Genomic DNA, 21,798 nt, shown 5'->3' on the forward strand with positions numbered 1-21,798 from the left:
CTGGGTTGAATTTTTATTAGCAAATAGGTCGTCTTTTAACAGTCTCGTTCAACCAAAAAGGCATCGCTTAGCGATGCCTTTTTTTATCTCTTTAAACTAACACTTTGTTTTGACACAATCGATTGGTTAATGCCCTACCTAGAAGTGGAAGCTATAAACCACATCGACTGCGTTCTCCGCTGCTGAGGTCGCCTCGACATAGATTCTGCGAGTCAACTGATAGCGCAATGACAGGCTATTTTGTGCGTTAAACACACCCACACCATAGCGGATGTATAAGTCTGGGGTAATATAACCCGTCACGTTCACGTTGGCATCATCTTCACTACCTGAAGCGTCAATGGTCAAACGCTCTAGGCCAAAGGCATCACCAATACTATTGGTCAAACTGCGTGTGCTACTTAACCCTAAGCTCAAACCTGCTGCTGCCAAATTATTAGTAACCTGAGACTTAAAGCCCTCTTCACTAATCTGAGTCGCCCCTGAGTTTGAGATACGTCCAGTAACCAGCGCATTCATTGCCTGACCTTGGGTCAAGCCCGCATCGTTGAAGACCACAATATTCGGCTCTGCAGCAGTACCTTTAATACGCACACCGACCGTTTGATCTTCAATCTTTTTAACCGCCTCAATACTTAAGGTAGGATTGGTGACATCGCCATTAAAGCGAACCTGACCATAGTTAAGCTCAAGATTTTGGCCAAAGGCATCGATATCACTGCGACGGCTAACCTGAACCACACCACGCGCCTTCATCACCCCTTGACCTTTTTGAGTAATATGTACGGCACCAGCCAGTGGCAATACCGCTCCAAAGCCGCGGAAATTCACATTACGGCCTAAATCAACCCCAATATCAGCGTTAATTGACCAAGGTTTAGAGATTTCTAGAACCTCATCAATATTACCAATCAAACGGCGATCAAGTACGACCACATCTTCTGACTTGGTGACCACTTCTTCGTTCGCCTCTGGTGGACGTATCGTGGCTGTCGGTACCGAAACAGCGCCCACAATATTGACATACTGCTGATTTGGCTTAACGATAATATTAAAGTCAGGGCTCACCTCCGCAAATAATAATGGTGGCTGACTAACGATCAGACGCTCGCCGGTAATACGAATCTTGGCTTGCATTTCTTGCTGCCAGTTAATCGTCCCACTAATATCACCCGTCCCCTCGCCGCTCATGAACTTGCCGTTTAGTGTGGCGCTTTGACCACGGATTTGGGCTTTGGCATTGATATTAGTTAGATTCACCGGCAAATCGAGCATAGCGACCGTGGCATCATGCAAGTTCACATCGCCATAGAACACAGGGCTTGTCAACGTACCACCGACACCACCGGCCATCGTAATATTACCAGCCAATCTACGCATACCTGGGAAGAATGGCTTTAAGATAGCCAAATCAAACTCATTAAGTACTAGCGCACCGGATAACGGCTTACTCTCTTTGAACGGATCAATAACCACATCGGCATAACCCCGTGCTCCTTGACCACTATCGATATCAGTACGTAGCTTGATACCTTCTTCAAATGAGCGGACAATTAATGACACACGCTTATAGGGCAAGGTTACTGACTCTGAATAGCCATCTTGGGTCATGCCCACTTTACCATTATCTGAGTATAGTGTTGCATTGATATTTGGGTTGCTACCACGGCGCCAGCCTATAACTGCTTTACCGTTTAACTGAGCTTGCCAAGTTAAATCTTTTGGTAAAAAAGGCGCAAATAAAGTTGTATTTAAACTTTGAATCGCTAGGTTAACCTGACCCTGTTCACTTGATGCCACAAGCTTCTCACGTAGACACAGCTTGCCTTCTTGATCAGTTGCTTGCCAACAATGGGCAGCCAACTCAATGCGTGGTGTCTCACCGCCAAAGAAGGCCAACATTTGTGCCGGTTGATTCTGCGCTAAAGTCACATATTTAGTACCGATAGCACCATTACCGATAACGCCACGCCAGCTTTGGGCATTGCGATCGAGACCACCTTTAATCAGTGCATTGATACCCACATCGGTACCTGCACTATTTGTTTTCGCTTTGAGCGTCAATGCATGATCTTGTTCCGTACCAGTAAATACCGCACGTAAGGTATCAAACTGATTACTTGACGTTTCAAGACCATCAGCGATAACCACTAAGGTGCTTGGGCTCTTAGCCAAGTCAACAATCTTACCTTTAATAATACCTTTATTAAGAGTAATACCTGGTAAAGCTAATCGGTTACCGGTTAAATCAACATAAATCGTTGGTAGTGGCTGACCTTGTGGCTGCACCAAGGTGAGTCCGCCAACAACATTTCCGGCAATATCTTTTGAGATTTGCGACAAATTACGGACATTGACCTTGGCTTGCAAGCGTCTGGCATCGCCATTGGCAACGATTTGGTTATCACCCCACTGTACAAGCAGATTATCAGCATTAATGGTCTCAACAATGCTATTGACCTGTTTTACTTGACCACTAGAATCTGCTGCTTTTAAGACATTCAGATAGGCATTCATATCTTTTGGCAAATGTAAAGTAGTGTTTAAGCTACCTCTGGCCAATAATGGCTGACCCTTGATATGACCGCTTAGTGACATACGATTAACGCTAATACGCTGCACGCTGTCTCGCCATGTACCTGTCGTTTCGATACGACCAGTGATGGTGCTCGGCACATCTTTGACAAAGTATCCGGCATTGAAGTCGTCCATCACCGCATTTAAATCCCAAGAGATGCCATTTTTAACATTGACAGTCCCTTTGGCAATCAAGCTACCTGCTTCTCCAATATGACTAAATCGGCGTAATCGAATCGCTTGCGCATCACCAACCGCATCAATGACCAGTTTACCTTGTGGTAATTGCGGTGTATCGATGGTGCCGTTGAATTTCACATCAAAGGCTTGCAAATCGCCCATCTTAGTATTGTTGTCACGCCACTTACCTGAGGTTTTTAAATCACCCGTGATAATGCCTTGGGTTTGCGGTGCAAAGAAACCAACATTAAACTGTTTTGCATTGGCGTTAATATTCCACTTAATACCATCGGTTAGATTAACATTACCCGACGCACGAATATCACCCGCCTCACCCTGATGATTAAAGGATTTGATATTAATGTTTTTGGGCGTGCCATTTACGTCAACATTGAAGTTGCCTTTTGGCACCCCTTGGGTCTGAACTTGACCATTAAAACGCGCATCAAAATTCTGTAAGTTGCCGCCAAGCATGTTTACAGCACCATCGCCACTACCCATAACTGTCACACGGCGATTTTCAGTCATCGCCTTGCTATTATTATCAGCGGCATCAGTATTGACCTGCGCTGTTAATGTGGTGGTCAAATCGGTAGATTTAATGTTAAACACGTGGCGCTGTCCGCTAAGCACCTTACCATTAACACGCTTTTTGATGTCGTACATCTTGCCTGAGGCATTGATATCACCGACCAATCGCGTCACTGGTAAATCTTTATTAAAGACTTGCGGCTTTAGCTCTTGCGTTTTGGCATCGATATTCCAAGTCAGTGGATTATTCTTCGATGCCAGTAAAATACTGCCGTTACCGCTTAAATCACCCATCACACCGTTGTAATTTAAGGTGCGCAGATTAACGCGATCACCAACTTTATTCATACGAATTTTATAATCACCGGCAGGCGCGGCATTTAGTTCTTCAATATTGGCATTGGCATTGACCCACAATAGGTTGTCACGCACTTGTACATCAGCCACACCATAAGGGCTATCGATATTACCGATTTGAGGGACATCTTTACGGCGTAGATTCTGCCACTTGGCATCGACATACCAAGGCGCACTGTTTCTTGGATTTTCAGGAGTAACACCTTTTACAATCTTGGCATTTATATGCTCGCCATCACGTTGTTTCAGATCAGCGTTAATTTGCATCAAGCCATCTGAGTTTTCGAGCTGATAGACCACTGCAAGCTTACCATTCAAGAACTTAGGCGCATAAGGTTTAGCCACATCAGGCACTATAGTGCGTACCTTATAATCATCGCTAAATAACATGGCCTTCGTTTTAAACGGACCTTCCCAATCGAGGATACCTTGTGCAATCAAATCACCATTTGGTGTGGCAGCTGTCAAACGCTGAACGTGCATTTCTTTAAAATCAACAATATTGGCACGGCCACGATAATGACCACTTGGAATAGTATCTGCTGATAATTGACTGTTAATACGCAGCTCAATATCTGACAACACCCCTGACGCGGTGGCCAAACCATTGTGTAGCGATAGATTAATCGCATCTTCGGCATAAGGCAGGTCTATTTCATCCCAACTTAGCTTGGCGCTAAAGGGAGCATTCTTATCCATGCCTTGGACTCTAAACTCGCCCACGACCTCTTTGTTATTATAGTTACTACGCAGCTTACCATACGTACGCTTAAGACTGCCTGTAGCCATCACCTCAATCGGGTCGACATAGACCTTCTCTAAGCTATTAACTGTAATCACCGCCGATAAATCTAAAGGATAATCACCGGTTAAATTCACAGAGCCGGATAAATCATCAACTTTAACCACATCACTGTACTGTAAATAGGCTTCATCAACTTTAAGCTCTGTCCCTACCCAGCTTAAATCATCGGCTCTGATATCCGTGACCACAACTGGCTCTTTGCCAGCTTGGTTATAGACAATCTCATCAATACGCGCTTCATCAAAGCGTAGGTTAATAGGCAGATCAAACGTCTTATAGTCAAAGGGCTCACCTGTTGCCGGCTTACGATTGATAATTTCAATCTTACCAATCGTCGCTTCACGTAAATGCGCCTCTTTAATAAAAATGGCACGCCAGCCAATTTTGACAAAGGTATCGATAAAATGAATATCAACATCTTCTGAGGCACTTAAGGCAAGATCCTTAATCCTTAAACCATCACGCAGATTACCCTCTCCATACTCAAGCTCTATGCCTGTCTCTGAAGCGATTTTGTTCATGATAAACTGGGTGCCACGCGATGTACCCGCCATCACATACAAGACGATACACATAATCAAAAACAGAACGAGCAGCAGTGCCAATATCTTTAATAAAAAAGATAACGGATAATGGCGTTTAACCCGCTTGGCATCACGCTGAGCAGGGTGTTCTTCTTTTGGTTCAGGAATTTGAGGAGTGGTCATGGATTAAGTGGCTTCTTAGCAATAGCAATTAAAACAAGTCACACACAAGGGCTTTATCTCTGATTAAAATGCCCCTGTGTGTGGTTAGGGTTGGTACTATTTACAGTTAAAAGTATCAGCATTCATAACACAGTGAAGGCTGTGTCATAGTAAATGATATTAGGACACTGAGCAATCATATATCTAGCAGTCAAAACAAAAGCGCCGAACTTACTGCAGAGGCGAGCCGATAAAGAAGTGCAAGCGAATAGGAATGCTGTCCTCTAACACGCCTGCGCCTAAGTCAACGCGTACCATACCAACAGGTGATGCCCAGCGTACCCCGACACCCACACCTAATTTGGTTTCTGCATCGAAGTCTTTGTCATAGGCGTTACCAAAGTCGGCAAATACAGCGCCGCGAAGACCTGGCTTAAACTCATAGTTATATTCGGTGCTACCGATCGCTAGGATTTGACCACCCGTTAGGTAGCCGTTTTCAATCGCAGATAAGCTGTTATAGTCATAACCGCGAATACTGCGATCACCACCGGCAAAGAAACGAAGCTTATACGGTACAGACTCGAAATCATCAGTCCAAATATAGCCTGTATCCAAGCTGCCGACTAGCTGATGCTTGTTCATCTCACCAAAGCTATAAACTCCGCTGACGCCAGCACGCGCAATGACCATATCGGTATCGGTCAATGCATCTTCGGTACCTGCTTCTAGAGAATAGTACTGACGCCACCCTTTCATCGGATTGGTAATGTTATCTGTGGTGGTTTTATCTAAGGTATAACCCAGCAATAGGGCTTCTTGTTTAAAACGGGCATTTTCACGGTTAAACGGTTCAGGCAAATCTTCACGCGCAGGCCCTTTCACGCCACTTTCTAGATCATCAAGACGATAACGCAGTGAGTAAGTACGGTTCCAACCCGTGTCGCGGCGGATGCGTCGTGCCACACCAACTTTTACCGTATTGGTTTTCAAATCTAAGTTACCATCACCTTGGGTGATCTCTTCTTGCTCATAACTGGCATTGGCCGTCAAAATATCATTGAGAGGGTGCTTCCATGGACGGCTGGCATGTATATTCACTGAACGGTTAATCTCAGACAGACCAACATCAATACCGGCTTGATAACCATCTCGGTTAATTAGATTATGCTCAAACCTTGTCACCGTACGAATACCGGTATCGGTGCCATAACCAATACCTAAGTCCACATCTTTCGGTTTGTCTGCAGTTACGAACACGTAAGTCGGAACTGATTTGGTCTCATGTACTTCTTGCGGGGTTTTTCGACCTGCCAAAACAGTTTGACTCAAGTCTTCAGGCAGATTATCGGTATCCGCTAAGCGGTCTTCTTCATCCGGTAATACTTTTCGAACTGCGCGACTGATAGCATTTGATATTTTGCCTAATATATTTTTGGCGTCTTCTTCCTCATCAGCATCGAGTACTCGGTCATCTGGTAGCCTAGACAAGCGCTCTGCTTTTGCACTGATTTCGGCCAATTTATCGGTGGTTTCTTGATCAACCGTATATTCAATAGGCTCAAACTCTGCAGATAAATCATCATCCACATTATTCTCTGAGTTATTATTTGCTAAAGCTTCTGACTCGTTCTTTGTGTCATCCTTATTACTTTGGGCAGTGACATCATTTTGAGCAGCTGCATTATTCTGGTTCTGAGTACTAGCATTCTCTTGGCTTTGCGCCGAACTATTATCTTGCGTGCGTTGTGGATTATCGTCAGCGGCATTAATAACATCTTCCACCACATCGGCGACTGACTCATCACTCTCTTGGCTTTCAGCATTGGCACCACTATCCATACCCATGAAGTCCAGACTGCCACTACTTACCGAATCATTGGGCTTGACGGTCTCAACGTTCACCACGTTAAAGTAGCGAGTCGCTGCTAAATCATTGGTAAATCGAGTCACTAATGAGGCATCAAATTCATCACCTGGCTTATACTTATGTAGCTGATGCAATAATTCAAGTTTAACCGGTAGTTTATCCGGATCGGTGGTTAGCTCGCCTTTTTCTTCATCAATGGTGAAAAACACCACATCATCAAATTGATAGCGCTCACCGGTATCATAAATAAGACCCACATCTGCGGTATTGTCTGGCAAAATAACATCGACAGATTTGTTTAGCCATTGCCCATCAAAGAAACCATAAAGATTTCGTGCGCTCTCAATTCTATCTTTGGCAAGCTGATAGACACCGTGATTAAAGATATCATTGGTCTTAGGTGGTGCTGATTCTGCAATTTCCTGGAAGGTTTCTAATTCGGCACCTTCACCGCGAATATCCACGATACGGCTATTAACAATAACTGGCTCACCCAAATGCTCAATGATGACATTAATTTCATCGGCGTCTTTTTTCTCGAAACGCATATTAATATCATAATAACCAACTGCTTGCGCTGCATTTAACGATTCTTCACGCAGCTTAGGTATCACAGCGGTAAAGTCTGAAATCGCTTCGACTGTAATGTTCTCCATGGCCGCTTTAATATTATTAGCTGGCTGCGTGTCATCATCCGCTTTGACCAGTGTTGGCTGACTAGAGTCATCGTTTTCATCAGCTTGAATGTAAATATTGGCTTTAAGCCGCGGTAAAGCAGTATAACCATCATTAAATAGCCGTGCATAAATACGCTTGAACAGACTAGGCTTAGCGGCCTCTTCTTCCTCTTCCTCCTCTTCGACATTCGCTAATACAGCATCACGATTATAGCCGCCGTTGGCCTCACTGTCATATTCAGGCAAGTAGTCATCAGGATTAATACCTGAATCGGTATTGCTGTCTTCTTGAGCTTGAGTCACTAAGTCATCGGTAATATCACCATCGGCTTGGGTAATACTATTATCAATCTTACCAATGTTTGCGGCCGTAACTGGATCTGAGCTAGGCTCGTTTGGTGTCTCTTCCGTTAAGCTGACATCCTTGCTTTTATGATCACTGGCTTCGATTTGAACCTGAGTGTCCTCATCTCTATTGCTATTGCGAATACTGCTATTGTTGCTTTGACTATTATTCTCAGATACTGGCGTATTATTCGTGCTAATAATAGTGTTATCAGAACGAGGGCTTGTATTGGCATCGCCAGTGTTGGTATTAAAGGTTGGTTGAGCACTGTTTTCAGTAACAGCGTTACTATTACCACTTGAACCGGTGCGATTGTTTGCAATCGTTGGGTTGTTATCCCTACGACTGTTACTGTCATTATCATCTGAGCGATTATCAGTCACTTCAGCGCTGATATTATCGTCTTCATTATCTAACAGACCTAATGTCGCACGGTTGCTTGGATTTAATACAGTGGTTTGATCCAATCTGGTATCAAAACCTAAAGGCGGCTGAGAATCATCAAGCGTGGCCACTGGTCTATCAAAGTCCGTATTGACCTGTGCTTGAATTTGATCGAGCATCCGGTCAAGCTCTTCTGGCGTTTGTAGTGTTTGCTCACTGGCAAAGTCATCGATGTTTAATGCTGACTGACCATTATTGGCATTACCTGTATAGTCTGGGTTATTACTGCCTTGTCCATTACTAGTTTGGCGCGCATCTGTATCATCATACTTACCAAGGCTATCAACAGTGGCTCTACTGATATTTGAATTATTGCTACTAGCATCATTAATCGTAATGTCATCAAGCCCGCTTTTCTCTATCTGCACATCAGAGACATTCGCTAAGTTATTATTGGGTACAGAGTTGCCGATACGATCTGAGGTGCTGCTTGAATAATTGGTAAAGCGGTCTTTTTGCGCATTGGTAATCTCAACACTGTCTGAGTCATCGTCGTTTTTATTCAAGGTCTCTCGCTGATAATCCTCTAACACGCTAGCATCAAGCTGCCCTTGCTCAACCGCTCTTTTAAGACGCAGCCCAATGAGCGCTTCTTCTAACTGCGCATCACTTAACTGTTGGTTTTGCTTTATACGGCTTCTGTCTTCAGAGTTATTAGTGTCCTCTGCGCTATTTAGAAGCACCTCATCAATTTGATCTAACTCATCTTGACTCAGGTTATTGCTTATCCTATCTGGCAATGTGCCACTGCTCGCCGCCGCATATGCCAATGACGGCAACGCCACTTGCGCCAACATACACGCTGATAAGGCACAGACGAGATTTGAGTAACGAAACGGTAATTTAGATTTGGGATTGAAAACAAAGATGCCATAACAAATAGGCGCTCGTGGCGACGGCTTTTTAGTTGCCAGTTTTTTATTGACTGTGGGCTTAGTCAATGACGTGTTATGTAGAGTGCTCATTACCAATCTCTTATAGAAAACTTACGATAATAAATTTTAGACCAAAGGCTAACCGCAACAGGTAGTCTGTGCAAGGGCGATTTTCATAAATCAAAAAACAAATTTAATGTAGTTGTGATAAATTGTCACTATGATACCGTGACTGAGTCCATTTATTCGAGATAATTTGATAAATTTGACTCAAATGAATTACTTACTATGACTATTTATCTGTTATTTACATTAGGAAGCCGCTGATGGCATCACAGTTTGAACTTTTTAAGCACCGTCGCTTTACGCCTATGTTTTTTACGCAGTTTTTGGGTGCATTTAACGACAACTTCTTTAAACAAGCTCTATTATTGGTTTTGACCTACACCGCTGCTGCCAAGATGAGCGCTTCGATTAGCGTACTCAATAATTTGGCTGCTATGTTGTTTATTTTGCCTTATTTTTTATTCTCAGCATTGGCTGGTCAATTGGCCGATAAGTATGAAAAGTCTAAGCTGACAAAGTATATAAAAATACTAGAAATTATCATCATGCTTATGGCCGCTGTGGGACTTATTTTTGAGCTCTATTGGTTCTTATTTGTGGCTCTATTTTTATTAGGCGCGCAGTCTACATTCTTTGGCCCCATTAAATATGCTTATCTACCGCAGGCAATGCGTCAAGATGAGCTGGTAGGTGCCAATGGTCTGTTCCAAATGGGTACCTCGCTATCTATATTATCAGGTATGATTTTTGCCGGTATTTTAACCCAAATGCCCAACTATCTATACTGGGTTAGCGGTATTATTATACTAATCGCTGCTCTTGGTTATTTTGCCGCAAGCTTTGTACCGAATACGCCAGCAGTTCAGCCAGAGCTTAAGGTGAATTGGAATATCTTCTCGACCAGTATGGCAACCATTAAATACTTATATTCACTGCCGCTGCTGTTCTTTATTATCCTAGGCAATAGCTGGTTCTGGTTTTATGGGGCTACTTTTTTAACGCAAACGCCTGAATTTAGTAAAGTCATCTTAAATGGTAATGAGTCGGTGGTTATCTTTTTGCTTACCTTATTCTCTGTGGGTGTAGCCATTGGCTCGCTATTGTGCAAAACCTTAACCAAAAATGAGGTTAGTTTTAAGCTACTGCCCTTTGGTATTGCCGGACTAAGCTTGTTTGCAATTGATTTGTACTTCTCTTTATCGTCGCTTGATATCGATACCACAAGCTTGCTCGGTATAAGTGAGCTTGCCGCTATCCCTGGCAGCTGGCGTGTCTTCGCTGATTTATTCTTCTTAGGATTTAGCGGTGGCATTTATATCGTGCCTTTATACTCAGCAATGCAGGCTTATTCGCCAACCAGTCACCGCGCGCGTGTTATCGGTGCCAACAATATTTTTAACGCTATCTTTATGGTAACGTCAGCCATCTTTGCGATTGTGTTATTAAATGTTCTGTCACTCACCCTACCACAATTGTTCTTATTGACTGGCATATTAAATGTGTTGTTTGGTGCCTTCTTATATATGAAGCTAAACAAGTATAAAGACACCATGAGCATTAAAAATACCGATTTTGCCCAGTAATATTTCTTAATGTAATGCTGTATCTAAAAGACAAAACACAGCCTTCTACTTAAATAGAAAAAGCCGACTTAATCTGAGTCGGCTTATTGATGTTAACTTATTAAACTTAGCTAATACGGTTAATTCGTTTGGTAAGCACCAATGCCACCGGAATCGCTAACAGAGCACCCACGACCGCTGTGGCGATGATATGTGGAATATCATCAAAGCCAGTCACCAATGCTGCAATCATTAATATGCCAATCAACACAGTAGCTGCCATAGACCAAATCATACTAAGTAGTTGCCAGTTCATACCTTCCACCTCATTGTCAAATAATAAAGTCAGTTAATCATTCAGGACTAATTTTTAGTACTCCTACTTATAATATTCACTTTATATTATAGTTATACACTAAATCCTTAGTTTCGTTAAGGGTTTTTGTGTTTATTTTTTAAAACCCTCAGTCGCTTATTATCAAAGACGTTCAGGTGGCAATTTGATATACTCTAAAATATGTCTCAAATACTTCTCATAGCCTTTATTTATACCCTCCTGTCTATAGACAACTTCCCCTTATCTATACTTCAATTCGTAGCCTATTGATTATATTTGTTGTATTAGCGCTAACAAATCGAAAAACTTATGGATTTTAAATCCGTTTATCATTAAATTACACCACTGCTAACAAAGCACTCAGAATTAGCCCTTATTTATGCCAAATAATAGGGCGACCTATTCTTGTATAAACCACCGAGCCATCAATAAATCGATAAGGGTCACCATGTCGCAAGCTACTTTCATTCCTGTGCCATATTTTCAATTTGCTCCCTCTGCTCGAGAATTTGATTTCGCTGCCCATGGATACAAGCCGGTGCCTAATAAAAAGATACACTGCCATTGTCCGTTTATCATTATTGATGCCGACTATATTAATGAGCCTTTGATGGATGTGGCCGTGGCGGTGGCCGAAGATGTCACACCCGAGGCCTTAGAGACAGATTCAGCCATTGATGCCAATCAGCAAATCCAAAACACAGACGAGGCTATTGATACGAGCAATACAGCTAATGATGCGGCGAATACTGAAACACCCAGTGATAACATAGATAAGGCTCTATCAGACTCGACAACTGAGCTAAGTGAAGAAGACGAAGAAGCGGCTCGAAAAGAAAAAGAGCGTCTTGATTATTTAGCGCGCCAAGAAGCCGACCCCTCTCATAACAATGTTCACTCGTTTAAGACAGTAGAGACCCCTGAGAATCCGTCCAAAGACGGTGCGGCTAAGACTGGTCAAACACAAGACGCTGGAACACAAAATAATACGGATGACAATGACTCAGAGAATGAAGAGCTTGCGCTACCAGATTACGAGGCGGTGCCTGAAGAGGTTTCAGATGCACAGTTAGAGGAGATGGCTGCCAAAGAGGCCAATCATTCAGATGCCAACACTAATACTGATATCTACACAGGAACACCAGCTGCCACTGATACACAACCAAAGGCTGCTCTAGATAACACGGACTCAGAGTCTGCTAAAAAAGAGAAGAAAGACAGTAAAAGAAGTAAAAAGGACAAAGAAGAGTTAACCGAAGAAGAGCAGTTAAAAAAAGACAAAGAAGCCAAGCTTGAGTCTTATAAGCAATTCGTTGCCGAACAAGAAAGTCAGGTTGAGGTAGATTACCAAGGTATCCGCGTTAGTATTGAGGCCAATGCCCTGCCCAGCCGTATGTACTTTATTATGAATGCATTGTCGGCCATTATTGCCAGTTACGGCTTGGTCATTAACTCAGCGGCGGTGGTTATTGGTGCGATGTTGGTCGCCATGATGTTAGGCCCAATCAGTGGCGTGGCTCTAGCGATTATTGATTATCGCATGCCCTTTTTACGTAAGTCCTTAATGACGGTACTTGCCGGCGGCGCTATGGTGGTAAGCATTGGCTTTATTGTCGGCTTTCTTCATCAAGACACGCCTTTGTCAAACGAGATTTTATCGCGTACTGAGCCTACCTCGATGGACTTGATGATTGCCTTGGCCGGTGGTACGGCCGGTGCTTACGCTATGATATCACCGCATTTATCAGTGGCTGTTGTTGGTGTTGCGGTAGCTACCGCTTTAGTACCGCCGCTTGCTGCTAGTGGTATTTTATTTGCGCATGGACAATTAACCTTGGGCTTTGGCGCTTTGTTATTGGCCATTACCAACATCGTCGCCATTCAGTTTACCAATGCGTTAGTACTATGGTTCACCGGATTTCGTAGATTAATGGAAGAGGATTATAAGAGCAGCCCAGTACTCGCTTTCTTCCGACGTAATGCAGTACCTTTGTTATTGCTTGCTGCTATCGGTGTTTATTTAACTTATAACTTTAATACCATTACCAAACGTCAAACCTTTGAAAACACCGTCAAAGAAGACATTAACAACTACTTTATTGAAAAAGGTAATGCGTTAACCGCCACTCAGTTCGTCAATCGTGAAGACCATCAGACGATTCGAGCGGTTGTACGAGGAGAAACACGCCCGTCTTCAAGTGATGCGCAGTATTTAGAGCAAGTGGTTAATAAGACAATTGAGGAAGATTATCCTAAATATTTACCGGTTCGTATTCAGCTGCGTTATATGCCGGTCGTGGTTATCGAATCAAGCCCTGAACATACAGATACCATTGACCAAACCGATGTCGCTATTTTATCCAATGAATAGCGAAGCGCTCATGTTATGCCCTCAAATATGCTAAACTTTGTGGCTATTATTTATTTGATACATTTTATATTTAGGGCGCTTGAATCTAATATTAACTTAGCGTATTAAGATACCTGTTTTGATACTGAAATAAGATAACTTTTAGACAGACAATTATTGTCACTTATAAACGCTAATTTTTAATAATCAGCCGTCCTAACCTTTAGCCAATCAGCCATTTATAAAGGAGTTCACGTGACTCAGCCTGTGTCTACATCCTCAAATCCAGATCAGCCAAATTTAGATAACTTTATGAGCACTGCTGCCATTCGACAGTCGTTCATCGACTTCTTTGTCAGCAAGCAGCACACCCATGTGCCGTCATCAAGCCTAGTGCCTTATAACGATCCGACATTGCTATTTACTAACGCCGGTATGAACCAGTTTAAAAACTGCTTTTTAGGTATTGAGAAGCGTGATTATACTCGTGCCGTGACCTCACAAAAATGTGTGCGCGCCGGTGGTAAACATAACGACTTAGACAACGTGGGCTACACTGCGCGTCACCATACTTTCTTTGAGATGTTGGGTAATTTCTCCTTCGGTGATTACTTCAAAAAAGAAGTAATTAACTACGCGTGGGAATTTTTGACCTCTAAAGAATGGCTGGCACTAGATGGCGACCGTTTGTACGTGACTGTTTATGAAACCGACGACGAAGCCTTTGACATTTGGAATAAAGACATTGGTTTGCCGGCCGACCGTATTATCCGTATTGGCGATAATAAAGGCGCACCTTATGCCTCAGACAACTTCTGGGCAATGGGTGATACCGGTCCTTGTGGTCCTTGTTCTGAAGTATTTTACGACCATGGTGCCGATGTAGAAGGCGGCCTACCGGGTACACCTGAAGAAGATGGCGATCGCTATATTGAAGTATGGAACTGTGTATTCATGCAGTTTAACCGTCTGCCAGATGGCACTATGGAGCCATTGCCTGCACCTAGTGTTGATACCGGCATGGGTCTTGAGCGTATCAGCGCTATTTTGCAAGGCGTTCACAGCAACTATGAGATTGATTTATTCGTCAAACTCATCAACAGTGCCGCTGATATCCTTGGTATTGAAAATAATGAGCAAGCTTCGCTTAAAGTAATCGCTGACCACATCCGTGCGGTTAGCTTCTTAATTGCTGATGGCGTATTGCCAAGTAATGAGGGCCGTGGTTATGTGCTGCGCCGTATTATCCGCCGCGCTGTTCGTCATGGTAACAAGCTAGGCGCTGATGACAGCTTCTTCTATAAGATGGTTGCACCTTTGGTCAAAGAGATGGGCGACGCTTATCCGCAATTGGTTGAAAAACAAAGCTTTATCGAATCAGCTATCGAAAAGGAAGAAGTTCAATTTGCCAAAACCTTGGCTCAAGGTCTTCGCTTATTAGATAGCGAGCTTGAAGGCTTAAAATCAGGCGATGTCCTCTCTGGTGAAGCCGCATTTAAACTGTATGACACTTATGGGTTCCCTGTCGATTTGACTGCAGACATCACCCGTGAGCGCGGTATTAGTATTGATGAAGCCGGCTTTGATGAGCAAATGAACATCCAGCGTCAACGTGCTCGTGATGCCGGTAAGTTTGATGTCGATTACTCTGCTACTATTAAAGTAGACGTACCGACTGAGTTTGTGGGTTACGAAAAGCTTGATGAAAAAGACTTAACCATCATCGGCCTATATCAAGATGGTAAAGAAGTCGATGAGTTAAATGAAGGCGACGAAGGTGTTATTGTTCTAGACTGCACGCCATTTTATGCAGAAGGCGGTGGTCAAGTCGGTGAAATGGGCGAGATTCGTACTAGCTCTGGTGTATTTAATGTTGAAGACACCAAAAAATCAGGTCAAGCCATTATTCATCATGGTGTGGTTAATATGGGTCGTCTACAAAAGAGTCAGACAGCTCAAGCACAAGTGGTTTCTGCCCTACGTTCTGCCAGTGCGCGTAACCACTCAGCGACTCACTTATTGCACGCTGCGCTACGTAAAGTATTGGGCGATGAAGTGTCACAAAAAGGCTCACTAGTGACCAGTGATATGCTTCGTTTTGACTTCTCTTATGATGCCCCCGTGAGTGCAAAAGACTTAGCGACTATTGAGCGTCTGGTCAATGAACAAGTTCAAGCCAACGTGGCGACTCAGATTGAGTTTATGAACATTGATGAGGCGATGAAAAAAGGTGCTGCTGCCCTATTTGGTGAAAAATATGGTGAGACAGTTCGCGTATTAACCATGGGCACCAATGAGATTGAAGATGGTGTTGAAAAACCCTTCTCAATTGAGCTTTGTGGTGGTTTACACGTAAAGCGTACCGGTGATATCGGTCTGTTCAAAATTACCTCAGAGTCTGGTATTGCCGCCGGTATTCGCCGTATCGAAGCCCTAACCGGCATGGGTGCACTACGTTATGTACAGCAAGCGGATAATCAATTAACTGCTCTTGCCAATCAACTAAAGGCCAAACGTCCAGAGGTTGCTGACCGTGTACAAACCATGGCTGACAAACAGCGTGAACTTGAAAAAGAGATTGAGCGTTTAAATCAGAAAATCGCCAGCGCGCAAGCAGCAACACTGGTCGACGATGTGCAAACTATTGCCGACAAAAAGGTACTGATTGCAAAAGTAGCGGGTATTGATGGTAAAGCAATCCGTGGCCTCATGGATGACATGAAGTCTAAATTGCAAGATACGATTATTGTCCTTATTGGTGAAAAAGGTGATCAGCTTGCCCTTGCTGCTTCTGTTAGCAAGTCGCTAACTGGCGATATCAAAGCAGGCGATATTATCCGTCATTTGGCCGGAGAGCTTGATGGTAAAGGCGGTGGCAAACCTGATTATGCTCAGGGCGGCGCACCTAATAGTGATAAATTAGAGGTCGTAATGAGCCATTTACCACAGTGGCTTGCTGAGCAATTGAGTTAATTACCATCGATCTAATGAATGTCACTTTTCTCAGTGTAATTGGCTAGACTTATTTAGTCGGAATTATTTAGTCGGATTTATTTGGCTGGCTTTGCAGATAAAGTTAGCCCGTTATTTAACAAGCAGCGTTTTGGCAATCCATTACGCTGCTTGCTTTGTATTTAGCTATTGCAGTTGTCTGGTTTTTAGGCTATTTTTTAAAACCGTTTTTAATCAAGCGCAGCTGAGTAAGTAGATATTGCGATAAGTTTATGCATTAATAACTATTTACCATCATTAAAAGCCTGATCATACTTTGATGGTGCGGTTCGGTTGTGTTATAAAGTACGTTTGTTATGACTTTAGTTTCATGAGCAACACGCAGTAGATAAAATTTAAAATAGTCAAAAATATCTTTCAATAAACTATGGGCTTACCATTTTTTATTATTTTATCAAACCCTTATGGCTAAGCGGCATATCGCATTACTTAGTTATATAGTGTAAATAGTTATATACGTGTTCGGTGGTCTTAAATGATAACCGGTCATCTGTGTATAAAGGGGCGATAGTAGTAGGAATAAATGGTGAAAACCAAACTTTCAATTCAAAGGGTTTCACATGGCATTGATTGTACAAAAATATGGTGGTACGTCGATGGGCAGTATCGACCGTATCAAGAACGTCGCAAAGCGCGTTAAACGCTGGCATGACCATGGCCATCAAGTCATTGTTGTCGTATCAGCCATGAGCGGAGAAACAAACCGTTTAATCGACCTTGCTAACCAAATTAGCAAATCGCCTGATCCTCGTGAATATGACCAAATGGTCTCAACGGGTGAGCAAGTGTCTATCTCGCTATTATCTATGGCGATTATGGAGCTTGGCATAGGCGCACGCTCGTTTACTGGTGGTCAAGTCGCTATTCACACTGATAATAAACACAATAAAGCCCGTATTGAAGCCATCGATGATAAGAAGATTCGCGCTGAGCTTGATGCTGGCCGCATTGTGGTGGTTGCAGGTTTCCAAGGCATTGATAACGAAGGTAATATTACTACTCTTGGCCGCGGCGGCTCAGACACTACTGGCGTTGCCTTAGCGGCAGCATTAAGTGCTGATGAATGCCAAATTTATACCGATGTAGACGGTGTTTATACCACTGACCCACGCGTGACTTCAAAAGCCCGTAAGCTTGACAAGATTACGTTTGAAGAAATGCTAGAGATGGCCAGCCTTGGCTCAAAAGTACTGCAAATCCGCGCGGTTGAATTTGCGGGCAAATACCAAGTACCTTTAAGAGTACTGTCAAGCTTTGATGAAGGTAAAGACGGTAGCTTTGATGAAGAATTCCGCCAAAATGTTGGCACCCTGATTACAGTAGACGAAGGAGACGACATGGAACAGCCGGTCATTTCAGGCATTGCATTTAACAGAGACGAAGCAAAAATTGTCGTGCGTGGTGTTCCTGATCACCCTGGCATTGCTTCTGCTATCTTAACCCCAATTAGCGATGCTAATATTGAAATCGATATGATTTTACAAAATCTATCAACTCAAGGCACTACAGACTTTAGCTTCACAGTTAACCGTCCTGACTTTGAAAAAGCACTGGCTATCTTAGAAGACGTAAAAGTCGATATCGATGCCAAAGAAGTTCATGGTGACGATGATGTAGTTAAAGTTTCCTTAGTTGGTGTCGGCATGCGCTCTCATGCTGGTGTCGCAAGCCAAATGTTCCAAGTATTGGCTGAAAACAACATCAATATCCAAATGATTTCTACCAGTGAAATCAAAATCTCTGTGCTAATCAAAGAACAGCATTTAGACAAAGCGGTTAAATCACTGCACACAGCCTTTGGTCTAGACAGAACCGATGGTGAAAGCAAGGTTGCCGGTGTATAAATAGCATCGTTGTATTACGATTTGATGGATTTAATCAGCCTGTTTAAATTGTCATGCGCTATTTATTAACCTAATCCTACAATAACCTTAATTCGATATTTGTTATGATAAAAGAGTCTTAATAATAAGGCTCTTTTTTATGCTTAACTGCTTGTTTTCTAACGCTTAGGCTAATTAAACTCTGGTTTTGAGCTATTCTTCAATACTCTGACTAACAGCCTGTTAAATAAGGTAATAATAAGTCACTTATTAAGTCATATTTGACAGCAATCTGTTAAAAACCTTGAATAATAATGACATATGACCAATAAAACCTTATAATATTCTGTTCGATTGTGGCCTATACTGATGTATTTTAGATATCTAGCCAGTTATGCTAGCGGATAACTATGGGCAAATACATCAAAACATAGCAGCCCGGTGATGACTGGCTTACGTGGATAATGATTTGTTTTATTTACCATATTAGAAGTCGCAGCCGGACTAGACAAAAAAGGTCGCCTCTTTTTGAAGGGCAAACTTAATGGGCAACGTTATGAATAATTCATCATTTGGCATTAGCCAATTCTTTTTACTGCGACATAAGGAGTGTGACGCATGTTAATTTTAACCCGCCGTGTCGGCGAAACTTTAATGATTGGTGATGAGGTAAGCGTTACGGTACTTGGCGTAAAAGGCAACCAAGTCCGTATTGGTGTGAATGCGCCAAAAGACATCGCCGTTCACCGTGAAGAGATTTATCAGCGTATCCAGCATGAACGCGCTATGCAGTCTCAAATGCAGCATTTAGAGCAAGGCAATTTCCCTGCCTCATTTGATGACGACGACTTCTTTAACAGATAGTTCTAGCTTTCATTGATATTTTTCGCTTTAATAACTATCTAGAGAGATTATTAGCTCAATAAATAGCGCCTTGCGTCACTTGCGCTATTTAATTGCCTAGCTTTTTACTTGCGACACTAAGCGATGGCTAAACCAATACGTTTAAACTGACAATGAGGCCATTATGAGTATCCGACATTCGGACGTGTCCGCCCTACTAAACGGACTAAGTAAGAAAGCCATCGGCTTTAATGATGTGCTAAACTTTATCGATGACTTTTATCGTTATACACCAGTAAGCTTTACCAATGGTGATATCGTTAACGCCGTTGGTGAAAATGAAGGCAGTGCTAAGGTATTTGGCTTTGCAAAGCATCATGGTTTAAGCCAATTAGATACGTTAAAACTGTTTGGTGAGCATTACGATTCAGTTTTATCGACACCAAAAGGTGTGGATCATCCAAATATTCGTAACTTTATTCATTGGGGCTGGCAAGCGTTCTTAATGGAGAAAAATCCATTAACGCCGCGTCCAAGTGTGGATGTTAAAAATATTTAATCGTCTGTCTATTTAAAGATGTACCGACTCAAGACAGACAAGAGACAAAAAAGACCAACATCAAGTTGGTCTTTTTTTATGGCTATACTTATTGGTAATCGCATCAAACTATCTTATTAAAGCCTAATTAACGGAATTTAACAGGTTTAATATTGCCTTTAGGATTTGGCAAGTTTGGATAGTGATGCTCATGCTCAACATCACACTCCTCGCCTACGACTGTGCCATCTTTTTTGACTGGCTTATGAATATAACCAATGCGCTCTTCTGGCGGTAGGTTCTCATGCTCCCAGATCATCACTGCTTGCAAGCAGGTTTCGCGCTGTTCCGGCGTTAATTTACGGCCATCTGGCCATTTTCCTAGCTCAATAGCGACGCGAAAAGACTCTACTAGATCTGGAGTCATTGCGGCTAAAACATCTTGTTTGTTCATAATATCCTCACAGTGTCTAAAAATTAAAACTCATATTAAGTCTAAGCGCTGCTGATAGTTAATAGTTAACTACTCGTCGTCATCTTCACCCTCTAGGCTAAACTCTTCTGCATGCACATTCCAATTAAGCTTTGTACGGCAGGCTTTATAAAAATCAAATCCAGGTGGATGAAGTAAGGTAAGTTTATCAGGATGTTTACGGATATAAAGTCGCTGGTGCTGCTCAAGCGGTAAGCTCGGCTTACCATCTGCGCTAACCATAGGCTGAGTGCGATTATCCTTATGAATTCGAATCACAATCTCACTTTTATCACTAACCACAATAGGCCGGCTCGATAAAGTATGCGGGTGCATCGGCACCAGACAAATAGCGTCTAAACTTGGATGAATAATCGGACCACCACCGGAAAGGGCATAGGCAGTCGAGCCTGTTGGCGTGGCGACTATTAGCCCATCACTGTGCTGACGATAAACGTCAAGCCCATCAATCTTCATTTGAAAATCAATCATATGCACGGACTTACCAGCGTGCAGTACCACGTCATTAAGCGCCATATCTTCATGAATAATATCGCGGCCTTCGCGTATCTCCATGGTCAATAAAAAGCGCTGATCTAACTGGTAATCGCCCATCAATACCTGACGTAACTTCTCGCCCACTTCATGTGGATTGACATCGGTTAAAAAGCCCAGTCGGCCACGGTTGACCCCTAATACAGGAACACGGTAACGCGCCAGCGCTTGCGCGGCATGCAAAATAGAACCATCGCCACCGACTACCACTACTAGATCACAAATCTCACCAAGTAGACTACGTTTGACTATGTGTCGTTTACTAAGTTGCTCAAGCTCCAAATCGGGCAAACTGGCTGTCTCTGCATCAATATATAGCTCGAGCCCCATTTCATTGACGCGTCGGCCTATTTCGTGAATGGTGGTAATCACCCCACGCTTTCTAGCCCTTCCCATTAAACCAATACGCCTAAAGGCAGGGTTTTTTATCGAATGAAAATGCGGTGATTCAGAAAGATTCGGTATTTTATGGGACTGCGCAGAGCTTTCCATAGGCTTTAGCTTAATTAAATAGGTGATGAATATTGAAATGTCTTACCAATAATAGGATGGATTTTTATATTGGATTATACGGATAATATTGGCATACAAACCAAGCTCTTATATCCATACTTATGCTCACAAAAGCAACGGTAAACCACATCCTAGTAGGTCGCAAGCGTACCACATTATGGCATTTACTGCATTACCTAGACTTAATATTCCTAATTATAGTCATCATTTATCTTGACTATTTATAGGCAGGTGCTTAAATTGTAATAAGCTTACATACCAGTAAGTTTACTGACTATTAACCACTGTTGATTACGCAAAACCTTATTGAAATAGTAATGCTAAAGGGCCATTTATAAGATAACTATCGGTGATTTTAAATAAATTTGATTGGCCATCT

11 protein-coding genes are annotated in these 21,798 nt (G+C 42.7%); 6 read left to right on the forward strand and 5 right to left on the reverse strand.

Features of this window, described 5'->3' with window-relative positions:
• Nucleotides 1-138: 138 nt before the first annotated feature.
• Both AC2SLO_RS08760 and AC2SLO_RS08765 read right to left on the reverse strand, forming a co-directional pair.
• On the reverse strand, nucleotides 139-5,157 hold the full coding sequence (locus AC2SLO_RS08760) for a translocation/assembly module TamB domain-containing protein (protein WP_486540374.1): 5,019 nt from the start codon (nucleotides 5,155-5,157) through the stop codon (nucleotides 139-141).
• A 210-nt stretch (nucleotides 5,158-5,367) separates the two neighbouring features.
• Nucleotides 5,368-9,438, reverse strand: a complete 4,071-nt coding sequence (locus AC2SLO_RS08765; protein ID WP_486540376.1) for an autotransporter assembly complex protein TamA — start codon at nucleotides 9,436-9,438, stop codon at nucleotides 5,368-5,370.
• Nucleotides 9,439-9,674: 236 nt separating this feature from the next.
• On the opposite strand from AC2SLO_RS08765, the gene AC2SLO_RS08770 reads away from it, so the two are divergent.
• Nucleotides 9,675-10,997: an MFS transporter gene (locus tag AC2SLO_RS08770; RefSeq protein ID WP_486540378.1), complete on the forward strand. Its 1,323-nt coding sequence runs from the start codon at nucleotides 9,675-9,677 to the stop codon at nucleotides 10,995-10,997.
• Between the two features lie 106 nt (nucleotides 10,998-11,103).
• On the opposite strand, the gene AC2SLO_RS08775 is transcribed toward AC2SLO_RS08770, so the two are convergent.
• Nucleotides 11,104-11,292 carry a hypothetical protein gene (locus AC2SLO_RS08775; RefSeq protein ID WP_486540380.1) on the reverse strand — a complete coding sequence of 63 codons (189 nt, stop codon included), beginning with the start codon at nucleotides 11,290-11,292 and terminating at the stop codon, nucleotides 11,104-11,106.
• Nucleotides 11,293-11,761: 469 nt separating this feature from the next.
• Between AC2SLO_RS08775 and AC2SLO_RS08780 the strand changes: the two genes are divergently transcribed.
• The 5 genes from AC2SLO_RS08780 to AC2SLO_RS08800 all read left to right on the forward strand — a co-directional run bounded on the left by AC2SLO_RS08780 (nucleotide 11,762) and on the right by AC2SLO_RS08800 (nucleotide 19,900).
• The gene (locus tag AC2SLO_RS08780) at nucleotides 11,762-13,684 is read left to right on the forward strand and encodes a DUF389 domain-containing protein (RefSeq protein WP_486540382.1); all 1,923 of its coding nucleotides are present in this window, start codon (nucleotides 11,762-11,764) and stop codon (nucleotides 13,682-13,684) included.
• Between the two features lie 291 nt (nucleotides 13,685-13,975).
• Complete coding sequence (gene alaS, locus AC2SLO_RS08785) at nucleotides 13,976-16,636, forward strand: alanine--tRNA ligase (RefSeq protein WP_486540634.1); 2,661 nt, start codon at nucleotides 13,976-13,978, stop codon at nucleotides 16,634-16,636.
• Between the two features lie 599 nt (nucleotides 16,637-17,235).
• A complete protein-coding gene (locus AC2SLO_RS08790) occupies nucleotides 17,236-18,519 on the forward strand; it encodes an aspartate kinase (protein ID WP_486540384.1) in 1,284 nt (427 codons plus the stop codon).
• A 597-nt stretch (nucleotides 18,520-19,116) separates the two neighbouring features.
• Nucleotides 19,117-19,362, forward strand: a complete 246-nt coding sequence (gene csrA / locus AC2SLO_RS08795) for a carbon storage regulator CsrA (protein WP_019672642.1) — start codon at nucleotides 19,117-19,119, stop codon at nucleotides 19,360-19,362.
• Between the two features lie 163 nt (nucleotides 19,363-19,525).
• Nucleotides 19,526-19,900: a HopJ type III effector protein gene (locus AC2SLO_RS08800; protein WP_486540387.1), complete on the forward strand. Its 375-nt coding sequence runs from the start codon at nucleotides 19,526-19,528 to the stop codon at nucleotides 19,898-19,900.
• Nucleotides 19,901-20,027: 127 nt separating this feature from the next.
• On the opposite strand, the gene AC2SLO_RS08805 is transcribed toward AC2SLO_RS08800, so the two are convergent.
• The gene (locus AC2SLO_RS08805) at nucleotides 20,028-20,333 is read right to left on the reverse strand and encodes a YeaC family protein (RefSeq protein ID WP_486540389.1); all 306 of its coding nucleotides are present in this window, start codon (nucleotides 20,331-20,333) and stop codon (nucleotides 20,028-20,030) included.
• Between the two features lie 69 nt (nucleotides 20,334-20,402).
• Nucleotides 20,403-21,398 (reverse strand): NAD(+) kinase, encoded by a 996-nt coding sequence (locus AC2SLO_RS08810; RefSeq protein WP_486540391.1) that lies wholly within the window; start codon nucleotides 21,396-21,398, stop codon nucleotides 20,403-20,405.
• Between the last annotated feature and the right edge of the window lie 400 nt (nucleotides 21,399-21,798).

It is taken from the genome of Psychrobacter sp. CX14 (assembly GCF_057396205.2).

Excerpts from the sequence above, each read along its gene's own strand:
- AC2SLO_RS08760 (WP_486540374.1), bottom strand. The coding sequence starts at position 5,157 with ATGACCACTCCTCAAATTCCTGAACCAAAAGAAGAACACCCTGCTCAG.
- AC2SLO_RS08765 (WP_486540376.1), bottom strand. The coding sequence starts at position 9,438 with ATGAGCACTCTACATAACACGTCATTGACTAAGCCCACAGTCAATAAA.
- AC2SLO_RS08770 (WP_486540378.1), top strand. The coding sequence starts at position 9,675 with ATGGCATCACAGTTTGAACTTTTTAAGCACCGTCGCTTTACGCCTATG.
- AC2SLO_RS08775 (WP_486540380.1), bottom strand. The coding sequence starts at position 11,292 with ATGAACTGGCAACTACTTAGTATGATTTGGTCTATGGCAGCTACTGTG.
- AC2SLO_RS08780 (WP_486540382.1), top strand. The coding sequence starts at position 11,762 with ATGTCGCAAGCTACTTTCATTCCTGTGCCATATTTTCAATTTGCTCCC.
- alaS (WP_486540634.1), top strand. The coding sequence starts at position 13,976 with ATGAGCACTGCTGCCATTCGACAGTCGTTCATCGACTTCTTTGTCAGC.
- AC2SLO_RS08790 (WP_486540384.1), top strand. The coding sequence starts at position 17,236 with ATGGCATTGATTGTACAAAAATATGGTGGTACGTCGATGGGCAGTATC.
- csrA (WP_019672642.1), top strand. The coding sequence starts at position 19,117 with ATGTTAATTTTAACCCGCCGTGTCGGCGAAACTTTAATGATTGGTGAT.
- AC2SLO_RS08800 (WP_486540387.1), top strand. The coding sequence starts at position 19,526 with ATGAGTATCCGACATTCGGACGTGTCCGCCCTACTAAACGGACTAAGT.
- AC2SLO_RS08805 (WP_486540389.1), bottom strand. The coding sequence starts at position 20,333 with ATGAACAAACAAGATGTTTTAGCCGCAATGACTCCAGATCTAGTAGAG.
- AC2SLO_RS08810 (WP_486540391.1), bottom strand. The coding sequence starts at position 21,398 with ATGGAAAGCTCTGCGCAGTCCCATAAAATACCGAATCTTTCTGAATCA.